This is a genomic window from Variovorax sp. LjRoot130 (genome assembly GCF_964253755.1).
In the GTDB taxonomy this organism is placed as follows: Bacteria; Pseudomonadota; Gammaproteobacteria; order Burkholderiales; family Burkholderiaceae_C; genus Variovorax.
This window is the reverse complement of the sequence record NZ_CAXURM020000002.1, coordinates 1,283,546-1,296,537: the sequence shown is the minus strand read 5'-3', so window position 1 is coordinate 1,296,537 and position 12,992 is coordinate 1,283,546. Positions and strand designations below refer to the sequence as shown.

The following is a 12,992-nucleotide window of genomic DNA, read 5'->3' as shown; positions in this document are numbered from 1 at the left end:
TCTGGCGCCGAAAAGCATTTCACGGTGAGAAGCACGCGAGTTCCGTGGCACTGCATTTGCGCCGCGGTGGGCGATATACCAGCGACGCTCAGGTGGTGTATGGCGTCGTCGAAGCCACGCTTCCGACGATTGTCGTTAGCGCCGTAGCAGCCTTGACTTAAAGGCCGTGACAGCATGCGAAGGAATGGCTCGCCGCAGTTTGCGATTGGGCCTCGCTGTGCGTGCCTTGTCTCGATATCTTCTTGTTCCGCCTCAGCTAAAGATGGCCGCCGGAGGCTCGAAGGCGCGGATCGGCGGCAGCGCGCCGTCGTAGCGTTCGATTTGCACTGTGCTGAGCTGTCCCGCGCAGCCTTGCGCCAGCGACGAGGTGCCGATGTCGCGCGTCAGCACGTTGGGGTTGCCATGCACGCACATCGGGCGGCCCTGGTCGTCCATCGCAGGGTCGTACCAGGCGCCGGTGGGCAGTTGCACCACGTCTTCGCGCATGTCGGCACACAGGTGGGCGCTGGCCAGGCAGGCGCCGATCTCGTTGAAGAGCCGCACGATGTCGCCCTCCCTGACGCCGCGCGCCGCAGCGGCCGTCGGGTGCAGCGTGCAGACCTCGCGTCCGCGGCGCTTGCTGGCCTGGCTGTGCGCACCGAAGTCGAGCTGGCTGTGCAGCCTGGTGTGCGGTTGGTTGGCGACCAGCCACAGCGGATGCTCGGCGGTCGGCGCGAACTTCGGCGCAAGCCACGCCGGATGGCCCGGGCAGTCGGCGTAGCCGAAGGCGGCAACGGCCGGCGAGCTGACTTGCATCTTGCCGCTCGGTGTGGGCAGCGGCGCGCCGACGGGGTCGTTCCGGAAGGCGCGCAGCATGCCACCGTCGTCGTCCCGCTGCGGCAGCATGAGTTCGCCGCGCTGCCAGAAGGTCTCGAAATCCGGCGCTTCCAGGCCCAGATCCTCGAGCCCGGTGCGGGTGCGTTCGTACAGGTGGGCCAGCCATTCGCGCTTCGTGCGGCCCTCGCTGAAGGCCTCGAGCGCGCCGAGGCGCCCGGCCAGCTCACAGAAGATGTCGTAGTCGTCGCGCGCCAGGCCGCATGGCTCGGCGATGCGGTGCATCGCCACCACCATCGGATCGGTGGGCGTAGCGCCGATGTCCTCGCGCTCCAGCGTCATGGTGCTGGGCAGCACGATGTCGGCATGGCGCGCGGTCGCGGTCCAGGCGATCTCGTGCACGACGAAGGTGTCGAGGGTGCGGAAAGCCTCGGCCAGGCGCGCTAGGTTCTGGTGGTGGTGAAACGGGTTGCCGCCCGCCCAATAGGCGAGGCGGATGTGCGGGTAGGTTCGGCGCTGGCCGTTGTAGTCGAAAGGCTGGCCCGGATTGAGCAGCATGTCGCTGATGCGCGCGACCGGAATGAACGCTTTCACGCCGTTGGTGCCCTGGGGCAGCGCGGCCGCCGGCACGGCGTTGTTGCGCTTGCCGTAGTGCGCCAGCGTGCCCAGCGCGTAGTTGTAGCCGCCACCGGGCAGGCCCAGCTGGCCCAGCGCCGCGGCCAGCACCGCGCCCATCCAGACCGGCTGCTCGCCGTGCTCGGCGCGCTGCAGGGAGTGCGACACGACCACCAGCGTGCGCTTGCCGACGAGCGAGCGGGCCAGGTCGACGAGCTGCTGCGCAGGCAGGTCGCAGATCGATGCGGCCCAGGCGCAGCTCTTGGCCACGCCGTCGCTGCGGCCCATCAGGTAGTCCTCGAACGTGGCCCAGCCGGCGCAGCAGCGGGCAATAAAGTCGCGATCATGCGCGCCGTCGCTGACGATCTGGTGCACCAGGGCCAGCATCAGCGCCGTATCGGTGTTGGGCCTCGCGGGCAGCCATTCGAACTGCGCCTCCTCGGGCAGGTCGCTCCTGAGCGGGCTGATGGAGACGAAGCGGCAGACACGCGCCGCCGCTTCGCGCATGGAACCGCGCTCGATGTGGCGGCTGATGCCGCCCGAGGCCACGCGCGAATTCTTCAGCGCCATGCCGCCGAAGGCCAGTACCACCTCGGTGTGCTCGACGATCTGCTCCCACGTCACGTTGCGGCGCGCCACCTCTTCCATCGAGCCGAGGATGTGCGGCAGCATCGGGCCCGAGGCGCCGGCACTGTAGCTGTTGACCGAGCGCACGTAGCCGCCGAGCGTCGTGTTGAGGAAGCGGTGGACCTGGCTCTGCGCATGATGGAAGCGCCCCGCGCTCGACCAGCCGTAGGAGCCGCCGAAGACCGCGCCGGCGCCGTGCTGTTCCTTCACGCGCCGCAGTTCCCCGGCCAGCAGGTCCAGCACCTCGCTCCATGGCATGGCCACATACGCGTCCTGGCCGCGCATCGGATCGGGTCCCGGGCCGCGCTCCAGCCAGCCCTTGCGCACCATCGGGGTGGTTACGCGCGCCCTGTGGCGCAGCGCATCGGGAAAATTGTCGATCAACGGGTTCGGGTCCGGATCGTCCGGATGCGGCTTCACCGCGAGCGTATGGCCGTCCCAGGCGGCGGAAAAAACGCCCCAGTGGGCACTGTGCGGATGGAAGACGGGCGTGTCGGTCGGCATGGTGCGGATGCTTGCTACTCGGCCTTCAATCCACCGCGCTCGACGGCGCGCCTGTAGTTCGCAACGTCCTTGACGATGAAATCGCGGAACTGGTCGCCGGTCAGCGTGGCTTCCCGCGCACCATCGGCGCGGTAGACCTTGAGCACTTCCGGATCCTTCATGGCTTCCTTGACGGCGCGGCCGATGGTGTCGACTACCTCCCTGGGCGTGCCGGCCGGAGCGGCCAGGCCATACCACTGCGTCATCACGACGTCGATGCCCGACTCCTTGAGCGTGGGCACGTCCGGCAGCGAGGGCACGCGGCGCGGGCTGCTCACGGCCAGCAGCCTGAGCTTGCCGCCGGTGATCTGCCCCATCAGCGGCGTGTAGGGCGCGAAGAAGCTCGCCACCTGGCCGCCGAACAGGTCGTTGAGCGCGGGACCCGAGCCCTTGTAGGGGATGTGCAGGATGTCCAGGCTGGCCTGCTGCTTGACCATCTCCATCACGATCTGCGCCGCGCCGCCGGTGCCGGTCGAAGCGTAGGTGAGCTTGCCCGCCTTGGCCTCGGCCACGTAGTCCTTCATGGTCTCGATCTTCGAGTTGCCGCTCACCATCAGGCCGAAGGGCGTCTCGACCAGCTGGGCAATGGGCACGAAGTCTTGAGGCACCTTGTAGGGCAGGTTGCCGCGAATCGCGGGCGCGCTGCCCAGATTGCCGCTCATGGCGAGGATCAGCGTGTAGCCGTCGGGCCGGGCGCGCGCCACGGTCTCGGCCGCGATGTTCCCGCCGGCGCCCGCCCTGTTGTCCACGATCACCGCCTGGCCGATGTGTTTGCCGAGCGCATTGGCGATGACGCGGCCGTAGAGGTCGCCGCCGCCGCCGGGCGGAAACCCCACGACCAGCTTGATCGGCTGCTCGGGGTAGGCAGCGTGGGCGATGCCCGTCAGGGCCGTGAAGCCCGCCACGGCGAGCAGGGCCGCCGAGCGGCGCAGGAAATGGCGTCTTGGTGTTGGCACGAGGGTGTCTCCGAATGGGCGATCAGGGGATGCAGCCGGCCTCGTCAGGCTGCCGGTCCTGTTGCGATCGGCGCGCCGGGCTGTGCGCTCCATTCGCTCCACGATCCGGGGTACAGCGCCGCGCCCTTCAGGCCCGCCACTTCCATGGCCAGCAGGTTGTGGCAGGCGGTGACACCCGAGCCGCACTGGTTTACCAGGTCTGTGGCGGGCCTGCCGCCGGTGATGGCGTCGAACTCGGCGCGCAGCTGGTGGGCGGGCTTGAAGCGGCCGTCGGCGTCCAGGTTGTCCTTGAACAGGCGGTTCTTCGCGCCGGGAATGTGGCCGCCGACCGGGTCCATCGTTTCGTTCTCGCCGCGGAAGCGGTCGGGTGCGCGGGCGTCCAGCACAAGCTTGCGCCGACTGTCGATGTTGGCTTTCACCTGGTCGTAGGAAAAGGTCGTGACCAGCGGTTCGCGCAACGCGAAGTTGCCGGGCGCCCGCGCGGATGTCGCCTCGGTTGACACCGCATGGCCCGCGGCCTTCCAGGCCGCGATGCCTCCGTCGAGCACGACCACGGCGCGGTGCCCGGCCCAGCGCAGCATCCACCAGAGGCGCGCTGCATACATGCCGCCCGCGTTGTCGTACGCCACGACCTGGGTGTCGCCGGCCACGCCGATCGCGGCCATGGTGCGGGCGAAGGCTTCGCGGGTGGGCAGCGGATGGCGGCCGTTGCGGCCGGTCTTCTCGGCCGAGAGGGCATGTTCCAGATGGAGGTAGACCGCTCCGGGGATGTGCCCCGCGTCGTAGGCCTGCTGGCCGGCGTCGAGCTTGGTCAGTTCGAAGCTGCAGTCCAGCACCAGTGGGGGATGCGCACTGCGTTGCGCGTCGGCCAGTTGCTCGGCGGAGATGAGGGTGTCGTAGGTCATGTGGTTCATTTCCTGGAATCGGGGAGGGCGTCCATGGCGCGCAGCGAACAGGGGGTGCGGCTGGCGATGGTTCATTGGGAGACTTCCTTCATCAGCGCAGGCGTGATCGCCGCCTTGTAGCGCGTGATGTCCTCCACGATGAAGTTTCGAAAGCCATCCATCGGCAGGTCGCGCTCGATGGCGGCGTCCTTGCGAATGGCATCGCGCACCTCCGGCGTCGCCAGTGCGCGGCCGAGGTGATCGGACAGCAGCTTCACCACCGCCTGCGGCGTGCCGGCGGGCGCCACCAGGCCGTACCACTGCGTCACCGGCACGTTCACCCCAAGCTCCCTGAAGGTCGGCACCTCGGGGATCGCCGGGTTGCGCTTTTCTCCGGTGATCGCCAGCAGCCGCAGCTGGCCCTGGCGCACCTGGCCGACCAGCGGGGATGCGGTGGCGAAGAAGCTGTCGACCTGGCCGCCCATCATGTCGGTGATGGCCGGGCCCGACCCTTTGTAGGGCACGTGCAGCATCTCCACGCCGGCCTTCTGCTTGACCATTTCCATGCCGATGTGTGCGGCGCCGCCAGTGCCGGTGGAGGCGAAGCTCAGCTTCTGCGTCTTCGCGGCATCGAGCAGGTCGCGCGCCGTCTTGAAGCGCGAACCTTGGCTGACGAACAGGCCGTGCGGCGCCTCCAGGATCAGCCCGATCGCCGTGAAGTCGTCGGGCACCTTGTAGGGAATGCTCTGCGCCTTCATGGCGGGCGAGACCGCCAGGTTGCCGCTCATGGCCAGCAAGAGGGTGTAGCCATCGGGCCTGGCCTTGGCAACGATGTCGGCGGCAATGTTGCCGCCGGCGCCGGCGCGGTTGTCGACGACCACGGCCTGCCCGAGCGTCTTGCCCATGGCGTTGGCGATCAACCGGCCGTACAGGTCGCCGCCGCCGCCGGGCGGAAAACCCACCACGAGCTTGAGGGGCTGCTCGGGGTAGGCCGCCTGGGCGGCGGGCGCGGCCAGGGCCAGCATGCCGGCGCCGGCCAACGCGAGGACGCACAGACGGCGGCGGCTCGGGACGAGGGTGTGCATGTCATGTCTCCTTTGTTTGTTCGTGAGCGGGGAGGCGCTGTGCGCACCCGTGGGGATGCAATTCAGCGGAGCCAGGCCGCCTGCGCGGCCACGACACGGTCGACCGAGGCGCCGCACTGGCCCAGATAGGCCGCGGGATCCGTCATGTCGCGGATCTCGTCGTCGGTCAGCAGCTTGCCGAGGCCCGCGTGCTCGCGCATCGCGTCGGCGAACGTCAGCTTCTGCGTGATGCCGTGCATCGAGGCCTCGTAGATCCATTCGTGCGCGGTCTGCTTGCCGACGCGCTCCGACAGTTCCAGCATCACGCGTTCCGACAGCAGGTAGCCGCGCATCCTGTCGAGGTTGATGGCCATCACGTCGGCATTCACCTTCAGGCCCGCCAGCAGGTTCCTGGCCTGGAACAGCATGGCGCCGGCGATCATGCAGCACTCGGGCAAGGCCTTCCATTCCATCTTCCAGGCGATGCCGTCGCGCTCGCCCTCCTGCACCATGCCCTCGACCATCATTGCGGCGTTGTAGCGCAGCGGCCTGGACAGGCCCGCCAGGTTCTCGGCGGAGGTCGGGTTGCGCTTGTGCGGCATGGTGGACGAGCCGAGCTTCCCTTCAGAGAAACCTTCCTCGACTTCGCCGAACTCGTTGCGCTGCATGTTGAAGAGCTCGTTGCCGATCTTCGACAGCGTGCTGCCCACCATGGCGAGCAGGCTCGTGTATTCGGTGAAGCGGTCGCGCGCCGGTGCCCAGCTGATCGTGGGCACGCCCAGGCCGAGCTTCTGCAGCAGCAGGGCCTCGAGCTCGATCGCCTTCGGGCCCAGCGAAGCCTGGCTGCCCACCGCACCGGCGAGCATGCCGACCAGGACGCGCGGTGCGGCCTGCACCAGGCGCTCGTGGTGGCGGCCGAGCTCGTCGAGCCACAGCGCACACTTGTGGCCAAAGGTGATCGGCAGCGCCTGCACGCCGTGCGTGCGGCCCGCCATGGGCGTGTCGCGGTGGGCCACGGCCAGGCGGCTGAGTTCCTTGCCCACGGCCTGCAGGTCGCGCATCGCCACGGCGTGGAATTCCTTGAGCTGCAGTGCCACGCCGGTATCGACCACGTCCTGTGTGGTGGCGCCGTAGTGCACCCATTCGCCGTTCTCCCTGGAGCAGGCGGCCTGCAATTGCTTGAGTGCTGGTACCAGTGAATGCTTGATGCGGCGGATCTCGGCCGACATCGCGGCGATGTCGATGTTCTCGACCTTGGCCTTGCTCGCGATCTCCTTCGCGGCGGCTGCCGGGATGATGCCCAGCTCGGCCTGTGCGGACGCCAGCGCGGCTTCGAAGTCGAGCCACTTCTGGATGCGGTTCTCCTCGCCGAAGATGGTGCGCAGTTCATCGGTGCCCCAAAGGTGCTGAAGCGATTGCATGTCGAAGACGGAAACGGGCATGGAAGTCCTGTGGGTATTAGCGAGAGGTGAGGGAGTCCAGCAACGCGCGCGGCAGCATGCGGCCTGGGTTGAAGGTGTTGGCCGGGTCCAGCGCACGTTTGATTTGCGCCATCGCGGCCAGCGCGACCGGGCTCTTGTAGTGCATGAAGGCCGCTTGCTTTTGCCGCCCGATGCCGTGCTCCGCGGAGATGGAGCCGCCCAGCCGCGCAGCGGTGGCATGCACGACGCCGTGCACCGCCTCCTCGTGCGAACGGAAATCGGCATCGGCCATGCCGGCAGGCTTGCTCTGGTTGTAGTGCAGGTTGCCGTCGCCCACGTGGCCGAAGCAGACGATGCGAATGCCGGGCATCAGCTGCTGCAGCGCCGCGCCGGCCTCGGCGATGAAATCGGGAATGCGCGAGATGGCCACGGAGATGTCGTGCTTGATCGACGGGCCTTCCAGCCGCTGGGCCTCGGGGACGTGCTCGCGCAGCGCCCAGAAGGCATGGGCCTGGCTGTCGGAGGCGGCGAGCGCGGCATCCAGCACCAGCCCGTCATGCATTACGGCACCCAGCACGTCCTCCACCGCTGGCTGCAGGTCCAGGCTCGCGGAGACTTCGGACACGTCGAGCAGGACCGACCACGGCGTCACGCCGCCAAGCGGTGCGCGCATGCCTGCCGTGGCGTGCCGGAGCACCAGGCCCAGCGGGCCTTCGCCGATCAGCTCGAACGCGGTCACGCGCTCGCCCACCGCATCGGTCAGTCGCGACAGCAGCACCACCGCGGCCTGCGGGTCGCGCACCGCGACCCAGGCCGTGACCACCTGGCGCGGCCGCGAAAAGAGCTTGAAGGTGACGGCGGTCACGATGCCCAGCGTGCCTTCGCCGCCGATGAAGAGCTGCTTCAGGTCGTAGCCCGTGTTGTCCTTGCGCAGCGCACCCAGCAGATCGAGCACGCGGGCATCGGCCAGCACCACTTCCAGGCCCAGCACCAGCTCGCGCGTGTTGCCGTAGCGCAGGACCTGCTCGCCGCCCGCGTTGGTGGAGACCACGCCGCCCACCGTGGCACTGCCTTCGGATGCCAGAGAGAGCGGGAACAGGCGGCCCGCCGCCTCGGCCGCCGCCTGCGCCTCGAGCACGGTGCAGCCGGCCTCGACCGTGAGCGTGTTGTCCAGCGGATCCGCGCGGCGAACGGCGCGCATGCGCTCGAGGCTCAGCACCACCTCGGTCCTCGAATCGTCGGGCGTAGAGCCACCGACGAGGCCGGTGTTGCCGCCCTGCGGCACGATGGACACGCCCGCGGCCGCGCAGGCCGCGACCACGCGCGACACCTCGTCGGTGCTGGCCGGCCGCACCACGGCGCGTGCGGCGCCGGGGTAGGTGCGGCGCCACTCGGCCTCGTAGCGGGCCATGTCGGTGGCGGCCGTCAACACGTGGGCGGCGCCCACGATATCGGACAGCGTCTCGGCCAGCGTGTCGGTGACAGGGGCGGCGGGAATGGCGATGGTCGCGGTCATGCAGAAGGCGGGTGCCTCTACGCGCCGATCGTCCTGGCGCGAGAAAAACACCCGATGTCTCCGTCTCTAAAAACGCTTCTCGGCAACCCTGCACGATGGAGCAGGGCGGCCCTGCTCCATCGTGCAGGGATGGCTCATCTATGATTTGAAGTATTTCATTGATTGAAATATAGTTCAATAAACAAAATTCTAGTGAGCGTGCCCGGCACTGTCAACCGTGCCCGCACCGATGCGACGATCGAACACAATCTGCACCCATGAGATCCACCCCACCTTCGAAAAAGACATCGGACCTGAGCCCGGCTCGCAAGACGGCACGGCGTGCATCGAACGTCGCCTCGCTCGCGAAAGCGCCGGCATCCGAGGTGGAGGCCAGTGCGCCGCAGCCGCCCTCCGGCGTGCTCGAGCGCGGCCTGTCGATCCTCGAATGCTTCACCGAGGACCGGTTGCGCCTGAAACTGCGCGAGCTGGCCGAATGCACGGGCCTGGACAAGGCCACGCTGCTGCGGCTGCTCGGTGTGCTGGTGCGAGCCCGCATGGTCCACCGCTTCGACGACGGCGCCTACGCGCCCGGCCCGGCGCTGCTGCACATGGGCATGCTTTACCGGCGCACCTTCGATATCGGGACACGGCTGCAGCCGGTCCTGCAGGAGGTGATGCGGCAGACAGGCGAGACGGTGGCCTTCTACGTGCGCGATGGCGATGAACGCGTCTGCCTCTACCGCGAGAACAGCAGCAACGAGGTGCGCCACCATGTGGAAGTGGGCGCGCGGCTCAAGCTTTCGGCTGGCGGCTCGTCGTCGCATGTGCTGCGCTATTTCACGGGTGGCAGCACGCCCCAGGCGGCGGCCATAGCGCGCGACGGCTTTGCCATCACTCGCGAGGAACGCGTGCCGCAGATCGCGTCGGTGGCCGTGCCGGTGTTCGACAGCGATGGAGTCTTCCAGGGCGCGCTGGTCGTGATCGGTATCGCGCAACGGCAGAGCGCGGCGGCCCAGCGCAAGGCCGTGCAGATCGCGCAACAAGCCTTGGTGCAGCAGGGCTTCAGCAGCCGTCCGCCCCGGGACTGGCACCGCTAGCCGCAGCGGGCGGGGCGCGCATGCCCCGACGGGTCAGCCGTTGTGCCGGTTTCGCCTTCCAGGCATGAAGCGGCAGACGCTAGGTTGCGCCGAACAGCGCGCTGGCCGGCGCGAAGGGCGCTGCGTCCTGCGCTGCATCCGTGAACCTCTCGCACCAAGCCCCCAGCGCGGCGGCCTGCGCATCGTTCATCGCGGGCACGAAGATGCGCATGCGTTGCTGCAGGCCGGCCCACGTGTAGGGGTCTTCGGGATCGCCGCGGCGCAGTTCACGGTAGGCCGCGAGCTGCCTTCCATCGTGCAGCGTGATGGTCACCCGGCTTGGGCGGCGCTGTGGAAAGGCCTCTTGGAACTCGTCCTTCGGCAGCACCCACATGCGCGCGGCTAGCGCACGCAGCGTCGGGTTGTCGATGTCGGGCGCCTCGGTGTCGGCGATGCCGAGCGCGCCTTTTTGCAGCAGCACCGCCAGCACGTAGCGCAGGCAGAAGCTAGCCTCGGCCGGCTTGACGGGCCACTGCACACCAGCGATCTTGAGCGCGTGCGGGAAGATCTCGATCTTCATCGACTGCACGTCGGCGGCGCTGATGGCGTGCTCCTCGATGAGCGCGCGCGTGGCGTCGAGCGGCGTGAAAAGCATCGCGCATGCCGGCCAGGCCTTGATGCTGGCTGTATGCAGCCGCTCGGGCGCGTCCAGCCCCCCATCCACTGAGGCCAATGGCCCTTCGCCCGCGAGCGCGGCGTACATGCCGCGCCGCCCGGTAAAGAAGGCTCGCGCGCCCGGCAGGCCGACCTGAGCGGCGTATGCTGCCGTCATGCCGTTACGCACGGCGAACGCGGGGTGCAGCGACTTGGATTCGTGCGCATCGTCGTCCACCAGTTGCCAGAGGCCGGCCGCCTGCGTGGCGGCGATGCCCAGCGCATGGTGCAGCCGTGGAGCATCCAGTCCCATCGCCATGCCGGCCGCAGCGGCTGCGCCGACGGTGCCGGCCGTGGCGGTCGCGTGAAACAGGCCTGCGTGGCGCGCGCCCAAGGCCTCGCCCAAACGCAGTGCGACTTCGTAACCGGCCACGATGGCCCGTGCGGCGCGTTCGCGCGTCAGCCTGAGGGAAGACGCCAGCGCCAGCACAGGCGTGATGGCGACCACGCCCGGATGCAGCATCGCCGCACGGTGGGCGTCGTCGATTTCGCGAAGGTGCGTGATGCCGGCGTTGACGAAGCCAGCGGCCAGCGGTGTCGCGCACGCGGCGTTGGTTCCGAACAGCGCCGCTTGGCCCGCGCCGGGCATCAGCGTCTGTCCCAGGCCGCGCAGCGTCGCGGCGGCCGGCAAGTCCCGAGCCGACCAGCCGGCGGTGAACCAGTCCAGCAGTGCCTGCGCCAGTCGCGCGCGCGCAACTGCCCGCAACGGCTGCGCCGCCTGATCGAACAGGTGCGCCACCAGAGTGGATTCGGGCAGGGCCGCGTTGGCGGAAGCTGTGGTCACGGCGATCACCATATTTTATTGAATGAAATAGATATCATTATATAAAATACTGCTTCTTGCTGAGACTTCCATGAGCCTCTCCATTCAATCCTTCTTCGATACGTCCACCGCCACGTTTTCCCATGTGGTCGACGACGGCGCTGGCGTCTGTGCCGTCGTCGACCCGGTGCTGGGCTTCGACCAGAATTCCGGTCGCACCCATTCGCGTCCGGTCGAGACCGTTGCCGCGCACATCGATGCGCACGGCCTGCGGGTGCAGTGGCTCCTTGAGACGCATGCCCATGCGGATCACCTGTCCGGCGCGCCCTGGCTGCAGCGGCGCTTCGGCGGCGCGCTGGCGATCGGCGCGGGCATCACCGAGGTGCAACGTGAATTCCGCGGTGTCTTCAACGCCGACGACATGGCTGTGGACGGCTCGCAGTTCAACCGGCTGTTCGCCGATGGCGAGGTCTTCTCCATCGGCCGACTGCAGGCTCAGGCGATGCATGTGCCTGGTCATACGCCAGCTGACGTGGCGTATCGCATCTCGGATCCCGGGGGCGGCCCGGATGCCGTCTTTGTGGGCGACACCTTGTTCATGCCCGACGTGGGCACGGCCCGCTGCGATTTCCCAGGCGGCGACGCGCCCACCTTGTTCCGTTCGATCCGCCGCCTATTGACGCTGCCGCTGAAGACAGTGCTCTACCTTTGCCACGACTACCCGCCCGCGCACCGCGAGGCAACCTGCATCACCTCTGTCGCACAACAGCGCGCTGACAACATCCATGTGCGCGACGGCGTACTCGAGGCGGTATTCGTTGCGCGCCGCCAAGCTCGCGACGCCACGCTGGCTTTGCCGACGCTGATGCTGCCGTCGGTGCAGGTCAACATGCGCGGCGGCCGCATGCCGCCTTCGGATGCCAACGGCACCGCCTATCTGAAGATTCCCGTGGACCGGTTGTGAACACGCGTTGGCGGCAGAAGGACTTGGGGGGGCGGTATTCGATTGCGTCTTCGCCCCGATCTCGCGTACGCCCTTGGCCGAAACGAATGCTATTGACGTAGCTATGCTGCAACGGCTCGGCCCCCCCGCGCATTGAGTCTGAAAACGCTCACTGCGCACCAGGCTGTCGGACACGCAGCGACTGCGCCGCGGCCGAGTGGGCTTCACGCTGCCAGGTATACCCGTGGTGGCGTCGCTGCGGCCCAATTGCCGCGGCTCCGCGGCTCCTGTCTAAGGCAACGCTGAAAAAGCCGCCGATTTGATTGGTTCATCGGCGAGGGGTTTGCGCATTGCGGGATTGAGGGCCGGAGAGGAGCGATTTCGAGGCGATTGGGCGCCATGGGTGCCCGCGCAGGGGCGCTGGGCGCCCATTGTGGACGCACTCATATTCCAACCACTTGGGACATTGATAGCTGTCATGCACCAGCTTGCGATGGCTCAACCCGCCGCCCGGCACTCCGCGCGGACCGTCAAACACGGTCCCACCGCCGGCGGTGAGCCAAGCGGCCCACCGCGAGATCGACGACTTCATGACCGTCCCGCGCTCGCGCTCAAGGTGACGAGAAGCTCGTCCAATTGCTCGAACTGCTCGGGCATCCCGCCCTCCATCCCGACGATGGCACCGTCGAGAGCATCCTTCGAGGGATAGAGTTCATGCAAGACCAGCAGCGTCTTGCCACCTTTTTCCTCGAAGGTCACCGTGGTGACGGCACCATCGTCACTTTCGTCATTGGTCCAGACGAGGCGCGAGTGCGGTGTCACTTCGATATACCTACCGAAGAACGCCATAGGCTTTGAGGCTTCGTGGCCGAACTCGAAACGGTACCTGCCCCCGACACGAACATCCGCCTCGCAGGAAAGCAGGGACACGCCTGTCGACTTCGGTGCCCACCACCGCTTGAGCAGCTCGGGCTTGGTCCACGCCTCGAACACGATGCGCGCCGGGCCGTTGAAGGTTCGCGTAACGACTAGCTCACGCTCGGATTTCCGTTCCACTGTCGTGCGGTTCTTCATG

General features: G+C 67.8%; 10 protein-coding genes. 2 read left to right on the top strand and 8 right to left on the bottom strand.

The window, feature by feature from the left end:
- Window positions 1-252: 252 nt before the first annotated feature.
- From ACSQ86_RS35975 to ACSQ86_RS35950, 6 genes are all read right to left on the bottom strand, one after another.
- Window positions 253-2,559, bottom strand: coding sequence for a molybdopterin-dependent oxidoreductase (locus tag ACSQ86_RS35975; protein ID WP_436306468.1), 2,307 nt, complete (start codon window positions 2,557-2,559; stop codon window positions 253-255).
- Window positions 2,560-2,573: 14 nt separating this feature from the next.
- Window positions 2,574-3,554, bottom strand: a complete 981-nt coding sequence (locus ACSQ86_RS35970; RefSeq protein WP_436306469.1) for a Bug family tripartite tricarboxylate transporter substrate binding protein — start codon at window positions 3,552-3,554, stop codon at window positions 2,574-2,576.
- Window positions 3,555-3,598: 44 nt separating this feature from the next.
- Window positions 3,599-4,468, bottom strand: a complete 870-nt coding sequence (locus tag ACSQ86_RS35965) for a sulfurtransferase (RefSeq protein WP_436310815.1) — start codon at window positions 4,466-4,468, stop codon at window positions 3,599-3,601.
- Between the two features lie 62 nt (window positions 4,469-4,530).
- Entirely contained in the window at window positions 4,531-5,523 is a 993-nt protein-coding gene (locus ACSQ86_RS35960; RefSeq protein ID WP_436306470.1) for a tripartite tricarboxylate transporter substrate binding protein, read from the bottom strand.
- Window positions 5,524-5,585: 62 nt separating this feature from the next.
- The gene (purB, locus tag ACSQ86_RS35955) at window positions 5,586-6,944 is read right to left on the bottom strand and encodes an adenylosuccinate lyase (protein ID WP_436306471.1); all 1,359 of its coding nucleotides are present in this window, start codon (window positions 6,942-6,944) and stop codon (window positions 5,586-5,588) included.
- A 16-nt stretch (window positions 6,945-6,960) separates the two neighbouring features.
- The gene (locus ACSQ86_RS35950; RefSeq protein WP_436306472.1) at window positions 6,961-8,439 is read right to left on the bottom strand and encodes an FAD-binding oxidoreductase; all 1,479 of its coding nucleotides are present in this window, start codon (window positions 8,437-8,439) and stop codon (window positions 6,961-6,963) included.
- Between the two features lie 257 nt (window positions 8,440-8,696).
- Between ACSQ86_RS35950 and ACSQ86_RS35945 the strand changes: the two genes are divergently transcribed.
- Window positions 8,697-9,518, top strand: a complete 822-nt coding sequence (locus ACSQ86_RS35945; RefSeq protein ID WP_436306473.1) for an IclR family transcriptional regulator — start codon at window positions 8,697-8,699, stop codon at window positions 9,516-9,518.
- A gap of 79 nt (window positions 9,519-9,597) precedes the next feature.
- Here the strand turns inward: ACSQ86_RS35945 and ACSQ86_RS35940 are convergent, their stop codons facing one another.
- Window positions 9,598-10,995, bottom strand: a complete 1,398-nt coding sequence (locus ACSQ86_RS35940) for an MmgE/PrpD family protein (RefSeq protein ID WP_436306474.1) — start codon at window positions 10,993-10,995, stop codon at window positions 9,598-9,600.
- A gap of 70 nt (window positions 10,996-11,065) precedes the next feature.
- Between ACSQ86_RS35940 and ACSQ86_RS35935 the strand changes: the two genes are divergently transcribed.
- Window positions 11,066-11,938, top strand: coding sequence for an MBL fold metallo-hydrolase (locus ACSQ86_RS35935; RefSeq protein WP_436306475.1), 873 nt, complete (start codon window positions 11,066-11,068; stop codon window positions 11,936-11,938).
- A 567-nt stretch (window positions 11,939-12,505) separates the two neighbouring features.
- Here ACSQ86_RS35935 and ACSQ86_RS35930 read toward each other — a convergent pair.
- The gene (locus ACSQ86_RS35930) at window positions 12,506-12,991 is read right to left on the bottom strand and encodes an SRPBCC family protein (RefSeq protein ID WP_436306476.1); all 486 of its coding nucleotides are present in this window, start codon (window positions 12,989-12,991) and stop codon (window positions 12,506-12,508) included.
- Window position 12,992 lies beyond the last annotated feature (1 nt).